Source organism: Vibrio sp. MACH09 (genome assembly GCF_033238805.1).
Taxonomy (GTDB): domain Bacteria; phylum Pseudomonadota; class Gammaproteobacteria; order Enterobacterales; family Vibrionaceae; genus Vibrio.
In genome coordinates, this window is sequence record NZ_BSFZ01000001.1 from 55,044 (window position 1) to 75,286 (window position 20,243).

Sequence of the window (20,243 nt, forward strand, 5' to 3'; positions counted from 1 at the left end):
ATTTATTGAGTCTAAAATGTACTGAAAAACTGGATAGTAATATCCAGTTTTTTTGTCTTACCCCTTCTATTTTGTCTTTTTACCATGAGTTATAGGCTATTTATTGTTTCAGTAAGCCCTAGCATTTTATCTCTTTGTTGCCACTGTTATTCTCTCTCTGATCTTAACCGAATGATTTCTGTGCAGTAGATCAACATAATTTCAGAGCATATGGCGCGACATGAATGTAAGGATAACAACAAGCTCTAATGTAACTGTTTGATTTAAAACAAATATAAAAATAAATGAGAATTTATCTCAATTAGGTGTTGAATTCCAAATGAGAATGGTTATTATTATCTTGTCTTGAGGGGTAAGTTAGAAAGTTTAAATACAGCACTAAGTCGTATTAGTGATTGTTACAAAACTTGCACTATTTTATTTCTGAATGACACGACATTGCTCACATTGCTTCCAGTGTAATTAAGCTTTCAGGTAAAGCGAGTTTTAACTAATGACATTTTGCTTTACTCATTTTGCTAGGCGACATCGAAAGATGTCGCTTTTTTTATTGCTGAGAATCTTTCAAAGATGAATTTATCTTTATTCAGTTAGCCGAATCTTCAAAATAATGCACCTTGCCAATAACTTTTCCACAGAACATGATCGTTACACGATCTTTGTGATTAAGATCTTAAAATGTTTAACCTGTTGTTTTTGATTGATAAATTAAGGTATTTTGTTTTTGGATCATTGTGTTCTTTTTGTTCGATCAGAAAGTACAAACAGACTTATCCACAGAAATGCTTATGTTGGCTCTCTTAAAACGGGTAACTATTGTTAAACTATGCCAATAGATTCTCACACAAGTTCATGGCATTCTAGGGAGATAATTTTGCTCATATTTGGACGCTAAAACCCATGGCTACAATCCCTGAAAATCCCCTTATTCTTATTGATGGCTCTTCATACTTATACCGAGCATTTCATGCTTATCCAGAAACAATGAGTAATGGAGAGATTCCAACCAACGCGGTTTATGGTGTCGTCAATATGCTAAGAAGCATGATGAGACAATTTTCGTCGGACAAAATTGCGGTTATTTTTGATGCGAAAGGTAAGACTTTTCGCGATGACCTCTATCCAGAATACAAAGCGAATCGTCCTCCTATGCCGGACGATCTACGTTGCCAGATTGAACCGTTACACAATGTTATTCGAGCCATGGGTCTCCCATTGATATCGATACCGGGAGTGGAAGCGGATGACGTTATAGGTACGTTGGCAGCAGAAGCCTCAAAAGCAGGGATGCCAGTGCTTATTAGTACAGGTGATAAAGATATGGCGCAGCTGGTGGATAACAACGTTACGCTGATTAACACAATGACAGATGTGGTCATGGATAGGGAAGGGGTTATTGAGAAGTTCGGTATTCCACCAGAGCTTATTATTGATTATTTAGCATTAATGGGCGACAAGGTTGATAATATTCCAGGAGTGCCGGGAGTCGGCAATAAGACCGCGACAGCGTTGCTGCAAGGTATAGGTAGCCTAGAGAAAATCTACCAAAATTTAGATGATATTGCGGCGCTGGGATTCCGTGGCTCCAAAACTATGTCGAAGAAACTTGAAGACAATAAAGACAATGCCTTGCTCTCTTACGAGCTGGCAACCATTAAACTTGATGTTGAACTCTCTCAATCTGCTGACAGCTTAGTTAAGTCTCAACCAAATAAAGATGAGCTTATTGCTCTTTATGGCAAGTTGGTCTTTAAATCTTGGCTAAATGAGTTGTTAGAAGGCGGTTCGGGTGCCGTTGTAGCGGATGAAAAGTCCGGCCGTACCAGCAGTTCTGCAGCAGCAGAGCCGTTGGATACTCCGGCGGTGACCATAGATCGCAGCCAATATGAAACCATACTGGATAAAGAGCACTTTATTGCTTGGCTTGAAAAGCTAAAAGCGGCCGAACTGTTTGCCTTTGATACTGAAACGGACAGTTTAGATTATATGGTGGCCAATCTGGTGGGGTTATCATTTGCTGTTGATGAAGGAGTCGCAGCTTATGTGCCTGTTGCTCACGATTACCTTGATGCTCCAGAACAGCTGGATAGAGATTGGGTTTTACAACAACTAAAACCTATTCTAGAAGATGATCAACAAGCGAAAGTAGGACAAAACCTTAAATACGATGCCAGTGTTTTGGCTAGATACAATATTAATATGAAAGGTATCAAGCATGACACTATGCTTGCCTCTTACGTATTTAATAGTGTTGGTGGGCGTCATGATATGGATAGCCTAGCGTTACGTTTCTTACAACACAGCTGCATCTCATTTGAAAGTCTAGCGGGTAAAGGGAAGAAGCAGCTAACTTTTAACCAAATATCATTGGAAGAAGCGGCTCCATATGCCGCGGAAGATGCTGATGTCACACTACGTCTACACAATAAACTAGCCGGCTACATAGAGAAAGACGAGAAACTTAATTCAGTCTATAACGATATTGAGATGCCGTTAGTCCCTGTATTATCAAGAATAGAGCGTACCGGTGTATTTATAGATGACATGCTACTCTCGGCTCAATCTCAAGAGATTGCTGTGCGTCTCGATGAGTTAGAGAAAGAAGCTTATGAGATAGCGGGTGAACAGTTTAATCTTAGCTCTCCTAAGCAGCTACAAGCGATTTTATTTGAAAAAATGGCGTTGCCAGTAGTGAAGAAAACCCCTTCTGGTGCTCCGTCAACTAACGAAGAAGTGCTGCAAGAGTTAGCATTGGACTACCCACTACCTAAACGTATTTTAGAGTATCGTGGCTTAGCCAAACTGAAATCCACCTATACCGATAAACTTCCTAAGATGATAAACGCTGAAACAGGCCGTGTTCATACCTCTTATCATCAAGGGGTTACCGCAACCGGACGTTTATCTTCAACAGATCCTAATTTGCAGAATATCCCTATTCGTAATGAAGAAGGTCGTCGAATTAGACAAGCTTTTGTTGCACCGCACGGTTGGAAAATTCTTGCTGTGGATTACTCGCAAATTGAGTTAAGGATCATGGCTCACCTTTCAGGTGATGAAGCACTACTTGATGCCTTTAAACAAGGTAAAGATATTCACGCTGCCACAGCGGCGGAAGTGATGGGTGTCGATATTGATCAAGTGACCAGTGAGCAGAGAAGAAGAGCTAAAGCGATCAATTTTGGACTGATCTACGGTATGAGTGCTTTCGGTTTAGCGAAACAGTTAGGAATTCCGAGACATGAAGCTCAGTCATATATGGATACCTATTTTGAGCGTTACCCTGGTGTGTTGCAGTATATGGAGGAGACGCGAACTCAGGCATCAGAACAAGGCTATGTAGAAACCTTGTTTGGTCGTCGTCTATATTTGCCAGAAATTAAGTCACGTAATGCTATGCGTCGCAAAGCTGCAGAGCGTGCGGCAATTAATGCGCCTATGCAGGGCACCGCTGCTGATATTATTAAAAAGGCGATGCTGTTAGTGGACAATTGGGTACAAAATCATGGTGATGGTAAAGTGCGTCTGCTAATGCAAGTTCACGATGAATTGGTGTTTGAAGTGGAAGAGTCCAGTTTGGTCGAAACTGAAATAAAAATACAAGAAATCATGCAAGCAGCAGCAAACATTGATGTACCACTATTAGCGGATTCAGGTTCTGGTGATAACTGGGATCAGGCACACTAGACATTTTTTAAGATTAATTAGCAATAATTCATGAGCCAGCGCACATTAGCTGGCTTTTTTTTATCTGCAATAAAGTAATGTGACATCAGTCACTTATGTATTCTGATAAAAATAAACTGAAAATAAACTACAAAAATGGTTTTCAATTTCGATCAATTGTTGTACATTATCTCTTGTAGGGTACAGAGGTAAGATGTTCTATCTTTCAGACCTTTTGTTTCACGTTATTGGATTAGGCTAATTCAGCCGCCCCAGTCAGTATTTGACTGGGGCGTTTTTTCTTGTACGAAAGAAAATAATAACCCCGGTTTTTCTCACTACTAATTCTTTATTAACTCATTGATATTTAATGAATTTAATTCCTAATGTGCTATGTTGGAAATATTGGTTAATAGTGATGCATATCGCTGTTCTTTTTGTCTTTAGCCAGTTCAATTTCTTGGCAGGTTAAACGCGATCTCTCTCTTTTTGTGCTTGCTGTTTGGATGTTTTACGCACCAAAGCGAGAGGAATTTCGACTGGGGACAAAAATAACAAATATGTAACTTTTATACATAATGTAACTTTCATTAGTTTTAGAGATATTTATTTGTATAAAAAAAGTCATGGATAAGAGAGAGGTGATAGGGAAAGAAGTGATTTCTTATCATTAGGTTAGTAAAGGTTTCACAAGTGATGAACAGAAGTGTTCAGCATAAAATAGTTAGCGGCTAAGCTTGAATTGTAGCCATAAATAATGAATGATCGGTCAAATAATTATAAATACTAACATTCTCTCCCGTTTGCCCCACCTAGTTAAGGTGGGGATTTTGTTGTAATAGACCCTTTACTCAGGGTGCTCTTCTTGTTGATTTTCGCTGTCCACTTGTTCAAATGCTGGGGCAAACCAACCATCCAACTTACGTCTTAACTGATCGACGCCAATGCCTTTTAGAGATGAGAATAGGTCAACTGCGACATCCCCCCCAAAACCAATTGCGGCTTCACGTATTTTAAGTAGTTGGGCTTTTCTTGCGCCACTTTTTAGTTTGTCTGCTTTGGTTAATAGAACTTGCACTGGGATATTGGAGTCAATCGCCCAGAATATTAATTGTTGATCAAGATCTTTTAGCGGATGGCGTATGTCCATTAGTACTACGACACCTTTAAGTGATTCTCGCTTTTGCAAATATTCGCCAAGAGATTTCTGCCACTTTTTCTTCATTTCTAAAGGAACTTGAGCAAAACCGTAACCCGGTAAATCCACAATATGACAGTTATCATCCACTTTAAATAAGTTGATTAACTGCGTTCGTCCTGGTGTCTTACTGGTTTTAGCCAAACTCTTCTGATTGGTTAGCCTGTTAAGTGCACTTGATTTACCTGCATTTGAACGTCCTGCAAATGCGATTTCGATACCTTCATCTTCAGGTAAGTGACGAATATCGGGTGCACTCGTGATGAAATGCGTATTTTGATAATGTATTTTGACGCTCAATGTTAACTCCATCTGACTTTATGTAGTCAGTTGATTGCTTTTTTGTTAAATTGTGTAAAATAACCGCGAAAGGTAATAAAAGTCATCTATTGTATCACGCTATAACAAGAATACGTGGTTCTGGAAGCTTAAAGGTTTATTATTGTTGTCTGTTAATGTTTTTCTGCATTAACCGTCGGTAAAATCTAAACCCTCATAATTATAATGGAATGTCATGAAAAAATTAGCGCTAATCTTGGGGCTGTTTGCCAGCTTCTCTGTTTGGGCCCAAGGAAATATTGAAGCTGGTAAGGCAAAATCCCTAACTTGTGCAGCTTGTCATACTGCAACAGGTAACAGTTTAATTACTCAGTACCCTAAAATTGCTGGTCAGCATGAAATGTACTTAAAGAAGCAGCTTAAAGATCTTAAGTTGGGAGCGACTACTGGTGGTAAGAAGGGTCGATATGACCCGGTAATGAGCCCTATGGCTATGCCGCTTAGCTTACAAGATATGGACGACCTCGCTGCATACTATGCTTCATTACCCATTTCGGATAACTCAACTCCGGAAGATGTAGTAGAAGATGGTAAAGTGCTTTATTTAGCTGGTGACGCACAACGTGGTTTAACGGCCTGTGTTGCTTGTCATGGACCGCGAGGAAACGGAACCGAGCTTTCTGGTTTCCCTAAAATTTCGGGTCAGCATGCGGACTATATAAAAATTCAGTTAGAGAAATTCAGAGATTCAAAACGTAATAATGATTTGAATTCAATGATGCGTGATGTCGCGGCTCTGCTTACTGATGAAGATATTGATACGTTATCGAAATACGTAGGTGGCTTGCACTAGCCTAAGTGATCAGCATTAACGTAATTGATTAATGCTGTTTGCACTAAAAACCTCATTACTAAAACTCCTGTGGGTATGTTAGTTATACCTACAGGAGTTTTTTCATTTAAATTTTCTTTCCATATTTGTCGATATTACCCCTTGTCTTTGTAAGAGATTGCCCATTGTTTTCACGATGAGAGATTGTAATTACCTGAATTATAAGTGACCTTCAACAAGGCTTAAAAAAATAGAGACTCTGTGATCTTTATCTAGTGCAGCGAGAGATTTACTGGGTAAATTACTGGCTACAAACAAGGTAAAAAGTACATCGTTATCTTATCGATCTGCTCTCTTTCGGTAGGCTAGGAGCTTACTAAACATGGATGGTTGTTTGGGTCTGTTAGGATGAGACAAGAAAAGGAATCGGGTTAAGGATTAACCTAGTAACAGGACGTTGAAAAGGATAGCCAAAACTCATCAGGATGATGGCTAAAGATAACCCGCACGGAAAGCACTAACAACATATGGAAATTGGTATTCGCTGGTAATTAGCGATAACTATTTGGCCATTCATGGCGATTTTAGAAGCGATAGAGAATCTATCGCTTTTTTTATATCTGTAACGGTAACAGCGCTAACATGAAAAAAAATTCTGTACAGTTTTACTCCAAATACGCTTTCTGGTATGTTTCGCATCCCAATTAGAGGATGTTTTTATGCATATCTGTCCTTTGTGTCAACAAACGAAAACTCTGCTTTACTATAAAGATAAGCGTCGTCAATATTTTCAATGTTCACGATGTGAATTAGTCTTTGTTCCAGAGTCACAACGGTTAGAGAGAGAGGCAGAAAAAGCCATTTACGATAAACATGAAAATAACCCTGATGACCAAGGTTATCGTCAGTTTTTATCGCGAGTATCTTCCCCTCTATTGGATAAACTTACTCCTGCTTGTTCAGGGTTAGATTTTGGCTGTGGCCCGGGACCGACTTTATCAATAATGTTTGAGGAAGCGGGGCACACAATGAGTCTGTATGATGTTTTCTATTACCCTGATAATAAGGTATTGGAAACTAAGTATGACTTTATAACGGCCACCGAGGTAATAGAACATATCTATTATCCGTATGATGTGTGGTCACAATGGTTGAATTTAGTTAAATCAGGTGGCTGGATTGGTATAATGACCAAACTGGTAATAGATGTCGAAGCGTTTGCAAGTTGGCACTATAAAGGCGACCCAACTCATGTCTGTTTTTATAGTCGCAAAACGTTTCAGTACCTGGCTGAGCGAGATAAGCTCCAACTAGAATTTATTGGAAATGATGTAATTTTACTGAGGAAAACCCAGTAATGAGTCGAAATAAGAAATCAAGAAAACCAGGTTCTACCGGTGATGTAGACATAATTGTCACACGTAACCGAAGTGAAGCTGATGTAGAAGGTCGTTTACGTAAAAGATTGAAAAAACGTAAAGGGCTAAAAACAGGTAGCCGTCACTCTGATAGTGTTGAAAGTAAACAGTATCAAGGTGGGCAAAAGAAAGATCCTCGTTTAGGCAGCAAAAAGAAGATTCCACTGATTGTTGAAGCGAAGAAAAAACCGACTAAGCAACAGCGTCGTTTGTCTGCAGAGGAAGAACTAGAGACATTAGAAAATGATGCTCAGTTGAATGTGCTGCTAGACCGACTTGAGAACGGTGAAAATCTAGGTGCAGGTTTACAAAAGTATGTTGACGAGAAGATGGATCGCATCGAAATTTTGATGAATCAGTTGGGCCTATTGGATCCAGAAGAGTCAGAAGATGATGATTTGGATGATCAAGAAGTGCCAAGTGTTGTACCGCAGGTTGTAGAGAAGCAGCCAAGCCGTAAAAATCTAACGGATGAAGAACTACTTTCTCAATTTGAAGGGTTAGATATGGATGACTTCAAAGGGTAATAATAATGGATGTAACCTTATTATTGATAGTCGCGGTTGTTATTGTTCTGGGGCTGGCGTTTTACGCTGGCTCTTTACTATTAAAAGTACGACAGCAGAAACAACTACAACAGCAAGTTATGGATTTGGCCGTTGCAAAACGAAATGCCAATATATTTGAAAGTGTGAATACGCTCTGTTTAGCGGGTATCCAAGGTCAATGTGATCTATCCGAGCTAAGTATTCGAGTCTATTGCATACTAGATTATGTTCAGGGTGAACATCGAATTGATGTTGAGAAAACCTATCCAGCACTTTCTGAATTATATCAACAAGTAAAAGATATGGCTCGCGGGGATGCGAGACAAGAGTTGCCGAAACAGGTGCGGATGAGAGAAACGCTGGATCGCCAAAAGGCAGAGGCTCGTCTAAACGATGATATTATTGTAGAGTTAAAGCAACTTCAGCAGCATATTCAGCCGCTAAGTAAAGGGCCATCGGATACGATTACAGCGACGAGATAGCTCTCTACCCCTGAAGGGTGAGTGATCCTTCTAGCACTTCTGAATATTTCTTCGACAAAACCTACTGGTTGGGCAAACTCTACGTCAGTGATATGGCAAAATGTACCCCAAAGCATTAAGAACGAAACGGAACGCAATATTATGTCTAGTGAGCAGATAGTTTGGGACCAAGCTATTTTAGATAAGTACAATTATTCGGGACCAAGATACACATCATATCCAACCGCGTTGGAATTTCATGAAGCATTTACTGTTTCTGAATTTGATATGGCGTGTCAGCAATACCCAGAGCGTCCGTTGTCCTTATATATCCATATCCCATTTTGTCACAAACTTTGTTACTACTGTGGCTGCAATAAGGTGATTACTCGTCATTCTCATAAAGCAGACGAATACCTTGATGCTATAGAGCATGAAATTCGCCAAAGAGCATTTTTGCTTGATGGGCGAAAAGTGACTCAACTTCATTTTGGTGGCGGAACACCAACGTTTTTGAGTAAAGATCAAATGAGCCGTTTAATGGCGGTACTACGAGGCGTATTTCAGTTCCAACCTGATGCTGAAATCAGCATTGAGGTTGACCCTCGTGAAATTGAACTTGATATGTTGGATCACCTAAGAAGTGAAGGGTTTAACCGCTTAAGTGTCGGTGTCCAAGATTTCAATAAAGATGTGCAAAAAGTCGTCAATCGTGAGCAAGATGAAGAGTTTATCTTCGCGATGGTAGAGAGAGCTAAAAAACTCGGATTCCGCTCGACGAATTTGGATCTTATTTATGGTTTGCCGCTTCAGACGGAAACCTCTTTTGCCGATACGCTTTCACAAGTGTTGCAAATGAAACCGGGCCGTTTATCTGTGTTTAATTACGCGCATATGCCACAGCTTTTTGCTGCTCAACGTAAGATTAAAGATGATGATTTGCCTCTTGCTGAAGTGAAGATGGCGATACTACAGCAGACCATTAGCACATTAACTGGGGCCGGATATCAATTCATTGGTATGGACCACTTTGCCTTACCCGATGATGAGTTAGCAGTGGCACAACGTGAAGGTATTCTTCACCGTAACTTCCAAGGTTATACCACCCAAGGTGATTGTGACTTAGTTGGTTTTGGTGTGTCAGCCATTTCCATGATTGGTGATTGCTATGCTCAAAACCAGAAAGAGCTTAAAAAGTATTACACTCAAGTCGATGAGATGAATCATGCGCTTTGGAAAGGTGTGACGCTAGATAAAGATGACTTAATTAGAAGAGAAGTGATTAAAGCACTTATCTGTAACTTTAAGCTGGATAAAAGTGCCATTGAGTCTCAGTTTGAACTGAACTTTAATGATTACTTTGCAGAAGATTTAAAACTGCTACAAACTTTCGTTAATGATGAGTTAGTGACGGTGTCTGAACGCTCGATTGAAGTGACTAAGCGAGGCCGTTTGCTGATCCGGAACATCTGTATGTGTTTTGATAAGTACTTGCGTGACAAAGCAAGACAGCAGCAATTCTCACGAGTGATTTAGTTGCTTTCAATAACCGCCATGGAATCACGAGAAAAATAGAGATAACAACGCCCAGAATCATCTGGGCGTTTTTTATGGTCTGTTTTCGCGCTTTAACCATCTTTATGCATCATACACATCAAGCCATATTATGTTGATGAGTTTAACTGTCGACGGGCGACTTCTGTTTTCAATTCCATTTTCTCTGCATCAGATAAAAACGAAATATCCAAACCGTTAATTTGCGCCTGATGAATCTGTGCGGTACTTAACCCTGCTTGCGGAGCGGCGACTTCGTATTCATGAGGAAGTTCAATGCCCTCAACGGCGGGGTCATCAGTATTAAGTGATGCAAGAACACCGTGTTGTAAGAAGGCTTTAATTGGATGCTCAGCTAATGAAGGTACCGTGCTAGTTTGAATGTTTGATGTTAAGCAGGATTCAATGCCAATACGTTTCTCTACCAAAAAGTCCATCAGTCTTGCGTCTTCAATGGCTTTGACGCCATGACCAATTCGTTCGGCACCTAGCTCTTCAATTGCTTGCCACATACTGGCAGCTCCAGCTGCTTCACCCGCATGGACGGTCACTCTAAGTCCTGCATCACGAACTTGTTTAAAGTGTGGTACAAATAACTCTCCTGGTTGTCCGAGCTCGTCTCCTGCTAAATCTACCGCGACTAGGTGCTGCTTCTGGCTAAGTAAAGCATCAAGTTCTTGTTGACAGGCGTCAGTGCCAAAAGAGCGGCTCATTATGCCTATCAAGTTGGTTTTTACGCAGAAGTCTCGGCTACCCGCTTGGACACCATCAATGACCGCTTCAACCACTCCAGCTACGGGTAAATTGTGTTTCATCGCCATGTAATATGGTGAGAAACGGAGTTCCGCGTAGTCTATTTGAGCGTTTAGGGCATCCTCAACATTTTCATAAGCAATGCGACGGCAAGCGTCTAAATCACCCAGTACGGCACAGCCCCAATCAAGCTTGGATAAGAAAGCAACGAGTGTAGGCTCTGCTTCTATTATCTGTACGTATGGGCGTAAAGAGTCGATATCATTCGCGGGCAAGTTAACAGAAAATTTGCTGCCTAACTCTAAAATGGTTTCAATACGAACATTTCCGTCAAGATGGCGATGAATATCTGTTAAAGGCAGCTCTTTATTAATCATTGTTGTTGTCCTTGGCTTGGTCTTTTAATGTTGGGCGGACAAACCTGTGGTATCGAATTTGAATGGTACACATTATCAACAGACAGGTTTAGATAAGTATATGGAGAGAAATGTCGATTTGTCTGTAGCAAAAACAGAGAAAAACAGCCGAATAGGCTGTTTTTCTTTATCTGTTAACCATTGCTGTTGATGGCTCTTTTGGGTGAGGAGTATGGTCTTACCCAGCTTGCTGACGCTGTGATTAGATCAATTGATATCCAGCTCTTTCAGTTTTCTCGTTAGGGTATTTCGTCCCCAGCCAAGTACTTTAGCGGCTTCTTGTTTGTGTCCATTGGTATGATTGAGCGCTGCAGTGAGTAATATTCGTTCAAACTCTGGCAATGCGTACGATAGCAGTTCCGTCTCTCCAGAGGTGAGGGCTGCTCTTGCCCAGTTATCTAACTGTGTTTGCCAGTTATCACTATTAGATGCCAACAGTACCGGCTTCTCTTGTACCAGTTCTGTAGGCAGATCTGTAGGCAGCACTTCGCTGCCACTGGCCATTACGGTGAGCCAGCGACAAATGTTCTCTAACTGACGAACGTTTCCCGGCCAAGGAAGCTTTTTAAGAGCCTCAATGGTGGTTGAGTGTAGGGTTTTTACTTCTACCCCTAACTCTTCAGCAGCAAGCACTAGAAAGTGCTGTGAGAGCTTTTCTATATCCTGTTTTCGTTCTCTTAGCGCCGGAATTTGTATGCGTATTACGTTTAAGCGATGAAAAAGGTCTTCCCTAAAATCCCCTTCATGAACAAGCTGCTCTAAATTTTGATGAGTCGCGGCAACAATTCTAACGTCCACTTTTATCGCAGAGTGACCACCCACACGATAAAACTGACCATCGGAAAGGACTCGAAGCAGCCGTGTCTGAATATCCAAAGGCATGTCGCCTATCTCATCGAGAAACAATGTTCCTCCATTTGCTTGCTCAAATCGGCCGTGACGGACACTATTTGCGCCAGTAAATGCCCCTTTTTCATGACCGAAAAGTTCCGACTCAATTAAATCTTTAGGGATAGCAGCCATGTTGAGTGCAATAAAAGGATTTTTCGCTCTAGGACTGTGACGATGAAGTGCATGAGCCACAAGTTCTTTACCTGTACCTGATTCGCCATTAATTAATACAGAAATCGAAGACCGAGAGAGACGACCAATTGCTCTAAAAACCTCTTGCATGGTTGGGGCTTCGCCGATGATCTCTGGAGTATCACTAGGAAGAGTATCATCAAGGTTATTGCTTCTCTTCTGCTCGTAACTGTGAGTGATGGCTCTTTCTACTAAAGTTAATGTCTCATCGATGTCGAATGGTTTAGGAATGTATTCAAAAGCACCGTGTTGGTATGCGTTAACGGCAGCATCGAGATCAGAATGTGCGGTCATAATGATAATGGGTAGATCGGGATATTGGCGATGAACCTGACCTAGCAGATCCAGACCGTCCATACCTGGCATACGAATGTCAGACACCAACACATCAGGGCACTCTCTTTCTAATGCAGTAAGAACACTTTCTGCATCAGCAAAAGTTTCACAGCGAATCTCCGCTGAAGAGAGGGTTTTTTCCATTACCCAGCGAATTGAACTGTCGTCATCAACAACCCAAACGTATCCTTTACTCATAAATATCCTTGTTTATGCCTATATGGCATTTATCTTTCGTTATATCGGCAAGTAAATAGTAAATGTGGTTCGACCCGGCCAGCTCTCTACATCGATTTTACCTTTGTGCTGATCAATTAAGTTTTGCGAAATAGAGAGCCCTAACCCTGTACCTCCCTCACGGCCACTAACCATTGGATAGAACAGAGTGTCTTGCAGCTTAGTGGGAATTCCCGGTCCATTATCGATAATTTCAATTCGAGCTGAGAGTTTATATCGTTGACCGTGAATATTGGCTTGGTGAACCGTGCGGGTTTTTAGAGTAATACGGGCATCTTGTTGACCAGAGAGTATTTGTGCCGCATTGCTAACAATATTGAGTAGGGCCTGTTCAATTTGATCGGCATCGATCAACAGATCAGGCAAGCTAGGGTCATAATCGCGATCAATAATCACTTTAGAACCGGACTCCAGCTCCACCAATTGTCGCACTTTCTCTAACACTATATGCAGGTTTTCTGGCCGTTTCTTGCCCGGTTTTTGTGGCCCTAATAATCGATCAACAAGAGCTCGAAGTCTGTCTGCTTGCTCTATGATAATTTGGGTATATTCCGTTAATGATGGTTCTGGCAGCATTTTTTCTAACAGTTGTGCCGCGCCTCTTAAGCCCCCTAGTGGGTTTTTAATTTCATGAGCCAATCCTCTGACTAACAGTTTTGCCGCTTGCTGTTGAGCGTGTTGATTCAGCTCTTGGCTTAATCGTCGCTGTTGACCAATTCTGCGCATCTCAATGAGCAGCATTAGCTGCTTTTGCCATGTGATTGGACTGGCGGTCACTTCTAGCATTAAAGGTTTTCCGTCAACAACAAAGGTAACATCGCTGTCGGTAATACTCTGTCCGCTCTGCAGTGGCTGGGTGAGTAATGCCAGATCCATCGAGGCGTGCTGAATCAGTTTGGAGAGAGGGCTATCAACAATACGTTTTGTGCTTTGTGAAAAAAGCTGCTCGGTCGCGGGATTAGCGTAGCGAACCACTAGGTCCTCATCCAGCATTAGCGTGGCGGTGACGACATTCTCTAAAATGGCAGTGGAAAGATCATTGGTCACAACAGTTTCCTTATTTCTGCTCTATTATTGAACGTTGCACCAAAATTGTGCAACTCAATTTTTAGTATGAATGATAGTGCGGCGCAACGGTAGCGTTAATAGCACTATTTCTCTACATTGCTGAGCAAATCGTTGCTATCAGCGATGACATTCTCTGGTATGACTCTAATAATGCAATTAGCTTGCCGCTTTGGCCGTGAGTGACAACGAATTAAATTATGAACTGATTTTGCGAGGGCTGGTGGTGAGTTTGCTCTATCGCTAGAGCGCTTTCTTGTTGATTAGCTTGACGATTCAGAGTGTTAAAAGCATGAAACAAAAAAGCTCGCCAAATGGCGAGCTTCGATTAACAAGTCAAATCGTGGCGATTATACAGAGTAGTAAAGTTCAAACTCTAGTGGGTGAGTCGCCATATTGATTTTCTCAACATCTTCAGACTTAAGCGCGATGTAAGAATCGATAAAGTCATCAGAGAATACGCCACCGGCAGTCAAGAACTCACGGTCGTCATCAAGACATGCAAGAGCTTGCTGCAATGATTCTGCAACGGTTGGGATCTCTGCTGCTTCTTCAGCAGGCAAGTCATAGAGATCTTTATCCATTGCTTCACCTGGGTGAATCTTGTTCTTAATGCCGTCTAGGCCTGCCATCAGCATCGCTGCAAAACCTAAGTATGGGTTTGCTGTTGGGTCACCAAAGCGCAGTTCGATACGACGAGCTTTAGGGCTTGGTACCACTGGGATACGGATTGAAGCTGAACGGTTACGTGCAGAGTACGCAAGCATTACTGGTGCTTCAAAACCGGGTACAAGACGTTTGTATGAGTTAGTTGATGCATTAGCAAAGGCGTTAATAGCGCGAGCGTGCTTAATGATACCGCCAATGTAGTAAAGAGCCATTTCAGATAGGCCGCCGTACTTGTCACCAGCAAACAAGTTAACACCATCTTTGTTTAAAGACATGTGAACGTGCATACCACTACCGTTATCACCAACAAGTGGCTTAGGCATAAAGGTTGCTGTTTTTCCGTACGCGTGAGCGACATTGTGAACAACATACTTATAGATTTGGATTTCATCTGCTTTTGCAGTTAGGGTATTGAAACGAGTAGCAATTTCGTTTTGACCTGCTGTCGCTACCTCGTGGTGGTGAGCTTCAACAACCAGTCCCATCTCTTCCATCACTAGACACATTGCGCTACGGATATCTTGAGATGAATCCACAGGGGCTACTGGGAAGTAACCACCCTTCACTCCTGGACGGTGACCTTTGTTACCACCTTCAACGTGAGAACCAGTGTTCCAAGACGCTTCTACATCATCAATCTTAAAGAAAGAACCTGATATGTCGGTATTAAACTTAACATCATCAAATAGGAAGAATTCTGGTTCAGGGCCAACTAATACTGAATCGGCTACGCCAGAAGCTTTCATGTAGTCTTCTGCACGTTTCGCGATAGAGCGTGGGTCACGGTCATAGCCTTGCATAGTGGCAGGCTCTAGAATGTCACAACGGATATTTAGCGTTGAGTCTTCAGTGAATGGGTCTAATACAGCACTTGTTGCGTCAGGCATCATGACCATGTCTGACTCGTTGATTCCTTTCCAACCAGCAACAGACGAACCATCAAACATCTTACCTTCTTCGAAGAAATCTGCGTCGATTTGGTGAGCAGGGATAGAAATATGCTGCTCTTTACCTTTGGTATCGGTAAAGCGTAGGTCGATAAACTTAACTTCGTTTTCTTGGATAAGCGATAAAACATTTTCTACTGACATCTTGGATAACCTCCAGTGTTATTAATGCGGTACAGTTTCGATTTACTAAATCGTCATTGATTAATGTCTTTGCAGTAATTGCATTAATCTATGATGCTGTTACTAAGCTAAAACCGTGCCACTTATTATAATCCTTTTAATTTCATGGGCTTGTAATTTTAAAGCGGCTCTTTGATGGCGGCTGTGCACCAAAATGATCACTGTTTGCACATATTTGGTGCAATGTGATGTGGCTACAATAAACTTACTTGTTCATTCAGCATGGTTTGAGGTAAATAGTCAAGATGAAAACTGTCAATGTGTAGCATATTGCTGAGCAGTTTTGAGATGCAGGGGCTATACGCGGTTAATGGATTTTGCTGTAGAAAAAATTTGTAGAAGAGCCCACTTTTTTAGAGCTTTGGTATGAGTGGTTAATATTCAACGTTAATGTAAAACGAATAAGATTGCTTGGCTCTACAAAGCAAACTATGGTTAACAAGTAGGATTTTTGACAAAAAATGAACAATTTTCGTCGTATCAGATCACATTTCTTAGCTGTTTAGAGAAAAATCTGCTACATTAGCGCCGATTTTTTAAACCAAAAGCAGCGAATGAACCCTGCTTGATAATTGAGTGACTCAAAATTCATGGCTACTCCACAGATTGATAAATTAAGAAATATCGCGATCATCGCGCACGTTGACCACGGTAAAACAACATTAGTAGATAAGCTGCTTCAGCAATCAGGTACTCTAGAATCTCGTGGAGAAGCAGAAGAACGTGTTATGGACTCGAACGATATCGAGAAAGAGCGCGGTATTACCATTCTTGCTAAGAACACAGCGATTAACTGGAACGACTACCGTATTAATATCGTAGATACTCCGGGACACGCCGATTTCGGTGGTGAAGTAGAGCGTATCATGTCAATGGTAGATTCTGTTTTACTGATCGTTGATGCTGTTGACGGCCCAATGCCTCAAACTCGCTTTGTAACACAAAAAGCTTTCGCACACGGTCTTAAGCCAATTGTTGTTATCAACAAAATTGACCGTCCGGGTGCTCGTCCTGATTGGGTTATGGATCAAGTATTTGATCTGTTTGATAACCTGGGTGCTACCGATGAGCAGTTAGACTTTACTGTTGTTTACGCTTCAGCTTTAAACGGTTGGGCAACAATGGAGGAAGGTACGGTTGGTGAAGATATGGAACCGTTGTTCCAAGCTGTTGTTGATACTGTAGACGCACCAAGTGTTGATATTGATGGTGCTCTGCAAATGCAGGTATCTCAGCTTGACTACAGTTCTTATGTTGGTGTTATCGGTGTATGTCGTGTAACTCGCGGTTCAGTTAAGCCTAACCAGCAAGTAACTATTGTCAGCGCTGATGGTAAGAAACGAAATGGCAAGGTTGGTACCGTTCTTGGTTACCTTGGCTTAGAGCGCCATGAAACGGATCAAGCCAATGCGGGTGACATCATTGCAATTACAGGTCTGGGTGAGCTGAAAATTTCAGACACAATTTGTGACCAAAATAATGTTGAAGCGATGACTCCGCTATCTGTTGATGAACCAACAGTAACCATGACGTTCCAAGTAAACACCTCTCCATTCGCCGGTAAAGAAGGTAAATTTGTTACCTCTCGTAATATCCTAGAGCGTCTGGAAAAAGAGTTAGTACACAATGTTGCATTGCGTGTAGAAGAAACTGACAACCCAGACCGTTTCCGTGTATCTGGTCGTGGTGAGCTTCACCTGTCTATTCTGATCGAGAACATGCGTCGTGAAGGTTTTGAATTAGCGGTATCTCGTCCGGAAGTTATTCTGAAAGAAGAAGATGGTCAGCTACTAGAACCTTATGAAACCGTTACGATTGATGTGGTTGAAGAGCATCAGGGCGGTATCATGGAAAACATTGGTATCCGTAAAGGTGAACTAACGGATATGGCACCAGATGGTAAAGGCCGTGTACGTATGGACTTTATGATGCCATCTCGTGGTCTTATCGGTTTCCAGACAGAATTTATGACACTGACTTCAGGTTCAGGTCTGCTTTACCATACTTACGACCATTACGGTCCACATAAAGGTGGAGTTATCGGTCAACGTAATAACGGTGTGCTGATTTCAAACGCAACAGGTAAAGCGTTAACTTATGCTCTGTTTAATCTTCAAGAGCGTGGTCGTCTATTTGCTGAGCATGCTGACGAAGTGTATGAAGGACAAATTATCGGTATTCATAACCGTTCAAACGATTTGACCGTTAACTGCCTTAAAGGTAAGCAGCTAACCAACGTTCGTGCATCGGGTACCGATGAAGCACAGGTTCTGTCACCACCGATCAAATACACTCTAGAGCAAGCGCTTGAGTTTATCGATGAAGATGAGTTGGTAGAAGTAACACCTGAAAGCATCCGTATTCGTAAGAAGTTATTGACTGAAAACGAACGTAAGCGTGCAAGCCGTCCTGCCAAATAAGTACCGCTTATTGGCGAGCATGAATAGCTAAATAAAAAGGGTGAGAAGATAACTTCTCACCCTTTTTTTATGCTTGATAGATGAGTAACTCTATTTTTGTTTTAGCTTACTAAGAAAAGCATCTGATTCTTTGATGGCTGAATTCATCTGCTTTATGGCGTATTGAATGTCTCGTTCAAGATTAGAAAACTCCCCTTTTAACGAACCAATGGCGCTGGCATTTAGGTTATGTTTTAAATAAAGCGTATTGTCCCTTAGGGTATTGAGTACCGGCGTCATCTTTTTCTCAGCCATTTTCATGGCATTTAGCATCTTGTTGTAGGATGACTTGGTTTCACGCAGCTTTTGCTCACTAGATCGGCGTAAGCTAGCACTGGTGTATAATTGCAACTCTTCTTGCCACTCTTCAAACAGTGCCGAAGATACATCTTCTATAGCACTAATACGGTCACGTACATCCTGAGCTGCACTTTCACTGCTCTCATATTTATCATTAATGGTGTTATAAACCGTTTCCAACTCACCACCGTTAAAATTGGTCAGTGCAGAGAGTGCTTCTAAGGCGCTGGTAAATTCTTGTTGGGCTTCTTGTTGTGAATTTCTGGCATCTTCAACGCGATCAACCATAATATCTCTTTTATGGTAGCCGACTTTTTCCATGGCAGAATAGTAGGTCGACTGGCAGCCAGTTAGTATAAATATGGACATAATAGTGCCCAATAAATAGCGCATATTTGCTTCCTTTCTATTAATATGATGAGGACTCTAGATATTATAGATTGGCTTAGTTAGCAGGGAGATACAAGTTGAAAATTGAATTGATAACGAGACAAGCGGTGCACTTTGGGCGTTATCTTTTAACACGGATGAATCATGATCGAATTAATGTTAATGCTGGCTACTTGGCTTACATTACTTTGCTCTCAATTGTGCCAATGCTAACGGTACTGCTATCGGTGTTATCATCGTTTGCTGTTTTTGCTGATGCGGGAAATGTGATTCAAGATTTTGTTATCACAAATTTCGTTCCTGCCGCAGGAGAAGCGGTTAAGACCGCCCTTGCAGAGTTTGTGGCGAACACCGGAAAGATGACCGCGGTAGGTGGTGCATTTTTGTTTGTTGCTGCGTTGATGCTGATTTCTAATATCGATAAAAACTTGAATTATATCTGGCGAATAGAGCAAAAACGTCGAGCTGTATTTTCATTCTCTATGTACTGGATGGTATTAACTTTAGGGCCGATACTGGTTGGCGCGAGTATTGCCGCCACTTCATACGTTACTTCATTGCGTTTTTTAGATAGTACTGCCCTCTCAGGCATTTACGATCTGTTGTTACGCTGGCTTCCTCTTATTCTCTCCTTCTTTGCTTTTATGGGATTGTATATGTTGGTGCCGAATAAAAAAGTTGCTCCTGTTAATGCGGCAGTTGGGGCTCTAATTGCCGCGTTGTTGTTTGAACTCAGCAAAAAAGCGTTTGCAGCTTATATCACTCAGTTTCCTTCCTATCAGCTGATTTATGGCGCATTAGCGGCTATCCCTATTCTGTTTGTCTGGGTCTATTTGTGCTGGTTGATCGTTCTTGTTGGTGCAGAAGTTACCGCTTCTTTAGGGGAGCGTGAGCAGTGGAGTCTGTCACAAGAGATGGTACACTCGTCTAGCATTGAAGAAAGCATTGAAGGAAGGGAAGAGAGTGATAGCGTTGATTCAGAGAGTAAGTGAGTCGTCTGTTAAAGTCGATGGTGAGATTGTTGGAGAAATTGGCCAAGGACTATTGGTATTACTTGGTGTAGAAAAAGACGATGATGAGGCCAAAGCGAAGCGCTTAATGGAGCGAGTAACCACATATCGCGTTTTTTCTGATGATGATGGCAAGATGAACCTAAATGTGAAACAAGTCGGTGGTAGCGTCCTCGTAGTTTCTCAATTTACTCTTCCTGCAGATACTAAGAAGGGCACGAGAGCGGGCTTTTCTCGTGGTGCGCACCCAAGTGATGCGGAGCGTTTATACGATTATTTTTCTGATCAGTGTGCATCGGTACTGCCAACCGAAAGAGGCCGATTTGCGCAGGACATGAAAGTGTCGCTGGTGAATGATGGCCCTGTTACTTTCTGGTTACAAGTATAAAGAATGAGCAAAAGGATGACGTAGACACTGTTGTTGTCGACGACGATTGAA

At 41.6% G+C, this 20,243-nt stretch carries 15 protein-coding genes; 9 read left to right on the forward strand and 6 right to left on the reverse strand.

Features of this window, described 5'->3' with window-relative positions; genetic code table 11:
* Positions 1-900 precede the first annotated feature (900 nt).
* Positions 901-3,687 (forward strand): DNA polymerase I, encoded by a 2,787-nt coding sequence (polA, locus tag CHJ_RS00250; protein ID WP_317916566.1) that lies wholly within the window; start codon positions 901-903, stop codon positions 3,685-3,687.
* 826 nt (positions 3,688-4,513) lie between these two features.
* Here polA and yihA read toward each other — a convergent pair.
* Positions 4,514-5,164: a ribosome biogenesis GTP-binding protein YihA/YsxC gene (gene yihA, locus CHJ_RS00255; protein ID WP_171755041.1), complete on the reverse strand. Its 651-nt coding sequence runs from the start codon at positions 5,162-5,164 to the stop codon at positions 4,514-4,516.
* Positions 5,165-5,378: 214 nt separating this feature from the next.
* On the opposite strand from yihA, the gene CHJ_RS00260 reads away from it, so the two are divergent.
* The 5 genes from CHJ_RS00260 (at position 5,379) to hemN (ending at position 9,938) form a co-directional block, all read left to right on the forward strand.
* Entirely contained in the window at positions 5,379-5,996 is a 618-nt protein-coding gene (locus CHJ_RS00260; protein ID WP_171755040.1) for a c-type cytochrome, read from the forward strand.
* A gap of 698 nt (positions 5,997-6,694) precedes the next feature.
* Entirely contained in the window at positions 6,695-7,333 is a 639-nt protein-coding gene (locus tag CHJ_RS00265) for a class I SAM-dependent methyltransferase (protein WP_317916567.1), read from the forward strand.
* Positions 7,333-7,920 carry a Der GTPase-activating protein YihI gene (gene yihI / locus CHJ_RS00270; RefSeq protein WP_317916568.1) on the forward strand — a complete coding sequence of 196 codons (588 nt, stop codon included), beginning with the start codon at positions 7,333-7,335 and terminating at the stop codon, positions 7,918-7,920. Before CHJ_RS00265 ends, yihI begins: the two co-directional genes overlap by 1 nt.
* A gap of 5 nt (positions 7,921-7,925) precedes the next feature.
* Positions 7,926-8,423 carry a DUF2489 domain-containing protein gene (locus CHJ_RS00275; protein ID WP_171755037.1) on the forward strand — a complete coding sequence of 166 codons (498 nt, stop codon included), beginning with the start codon at positions 7,926-7,928 and terminating at the stop codon, positions 8,421-8,423.
* 141 nt (positions 8,424-8,564) lie between these two features.
* The gene (gene hemN, locus CHJ_RS00280) at positions 8,565-9,938 is read left to right on the forward strand and encodes an oxygen-independent coproporphyrinogen III oxidase (RefSeq protein WP_171755036.1); all 1,374 of its coding nucleotides are present in this window, start codon (positions 8,565-8,567) and stop codon (positions 9,936-9,938) included.
* A 128-nt stretch (positions 9,939-10,066) separates the two neighbouring features.
* Here the strand turns inward: hemN and add are convergent, their stop codons facing one another.
* The 4 genes from add to glnA all read right to left on the reverse strand — a co-directional run bounded on the left by add (position 10,067) and on the right by glnA (position 15,606).
* Positions 10,067-11,086 carry an adenosine deaminase gene (gene add, locus CHJ_RS00285; protein ID WP_317916569.1) on the reverse strand — a complete coding sequence of 340 codons (1,020 nt, stop codon included), beginning with the start codon at positions 11,084-11,086 and terminating at the stop codon, positions 10,067-10,069.
* A gap of 246 nt (positions 11,087-11,332) precedes the next feature.
* On the reverse strand, positions 11,333-12,742 hold the full coding sequence (gene glnG / locus CHJ_RS00290; protein ID WP_317916570.1) for a nitrogen regulation protein NR(I): 1,410 nt from the start codon (positions 12,740-12,742) through the stop codon (positions 11,333-11,335).
* Positions 12,743-12,781: 39 nt separating this feature from the next.
* The gene (gene glnL, locus CHJ_RS00295) at positions 12,782-13,828 is read right to left on the reverse strand and encodes a nitrogen regulation protein NR(II) (protein ID WP_171753545.1); all 1,047 of its coding nucleotides are present in this window, start codon (positions 13,826-13,828) and stop codon (positions 12,782-12,784) included.
* Positions 13,829-14,196: 368 nt separating this feature from the next.
* Entirely contained in the window at positions 14,197-15,606 is a 1,410-nt protein-coding gene (gene glnA / locus CHJ_RS00300) for a glutamate--ammonia ligase (protein WP_171753544.1), read from the reverse strand.
* Between the two features lie 629 nt (positions 15,607-16,235).
* On the opposite strand from glnA, the gene typA reads away from it, so the two are divergent.
* The gene (typA, locus tag CHJ_RS00305) at positions 16,236-18,065 is read left to right on the forward strand and encodes a translational GTPase TypA (RefSeq protein WP_171753543.1); all 1,830 of its coding nucleotides are present in this window, start codon (positions 16,236-16,238) and stop codon (positions 18,063-18,065) included.
* A gap of 90 nt (positions 18,066-18,155) precedes the next feature.
* Here the strand turns inward: typA and CHJ_RS00310 are convergent, their stop codons facing one another.
* Positions 18,156-18,797 carry a DUF2959 domain-containing protein gene (locus tag CHJ_RS00310; RefSeq protein WP_171753542.1) on the reverse strand — a complete coding sequence of 214 codons (642 nt, stop codon included), beginning with the start codon at positions 18,795-18,797 and terminating at the stop codon, positions 18,156-18,158.
* Positions 18,798-18,871: 74 nt separating this feature from the next.
* Between CHJ_RS00310 and CHJ_RS00315 the strand changes: the two genes are divergently transcribed.
* Complete coding sequence (locus CHJ_RS00315; RefSeq protein ID WP_317916571.1) at positions 18,872-19,786, forward strand: virulence factor BrkB family protein; 915 nt, start codon at positions 18,872-18,874, stop codon at positions 19,784-19,786.
* Positions 19,758-20,192: a D-aminoacyl-tRNA deacylase gene (gene dtd, locus CHJ_RS00320; protein ID WP_171753540.1), complete on the forward strand. Its 435-nt coding sequence runs from the start codon at positions 19,758-19,760 to the stop codon at positions 20,190-20,192. Before CHJ_RS00315 ends, dtd begins: the two co-directional genes overlap by 29 nt.
* Positions 20,193-20,243: the final 51 nt, after the last annotated feature.

Excerpts from the sequence above, each read along its gene's own strand:
- polA (WP_317916566.1), top strand. The coding sequence starts at position 901 with ATGGCTACAATCCCTGAAAATCCCCTTATTCTTATTGATGGCTCTTCA.
- CHJ_RS00260 (WP_171755040.1), top strand. The coding sequence starts at position 5,379 with ATGAAAAAATTAGCGCTAATCTTGGGGCTGTTTGCCAGCTTCTCTGTT.
- CHJ_RS00265 (WP_317916567.1), top strand. The coding sequence starts at position 6,695 with ATGCATATCTGTCCTTTGTGTCAACAAACGAAAACTCTGCTTTACTAT.
- yihI (WP_317916568.1), top strand. The coding sequence starts at position 7,333 with ATGAGTCGAAATAAGAAATCAAGAAAACCAGGTTCTACCGGTGATGTA.
- CHJ_RS00275 (WP_171755037.1), top strand. The coding sequence starts at position 7,926 with ATGGATGTAACCTTATTATTGATAGTCGCGGTTGTTATTGTTCTGGGG.
- hemN (WP_171755036.1), top strand. The coding sequence starts at position 8,565 with ATGTCTAGTGAGCAGATAGTTTGGGACCAAGCTATTTTAGATAAGTAC.
- add (WP_317916569.1), bottom strand. The coding sequence starts at position 11,086 with ATGATTAATAAAGAGCTGCCTTTAACAGATATTCATCGCCATCTTGAC.
- glnG (WP_317916570.1), bottom strand. The coding sequence starts at position 12,742 with ATGAGTAAAGGATACGTTTGGGTTGTTGATGACGACAGTTCAATTCGC.
- glnA (WP_171753544.1), bottom strand. The coding sequence starts at position 15,606 with ATGTCAGTAGAAAATGTTTTATCGCTTATCCAAGAAAACGAAGTTAAG.
- typA (WP_171753543.1), top strand. The coding sequence starts at position 16,236 with ATGGCTACTCCACAGATTGATAAATTAAGAAATATCGCGATCATCGCG.
- CHJ_RS00310 (WP_171753542.1), bottom strand. The coding sequence starts at position 18,797 with ATGCGCTATTTATTGGGCACTATTATGTCCATATTTATACTAACTGGC.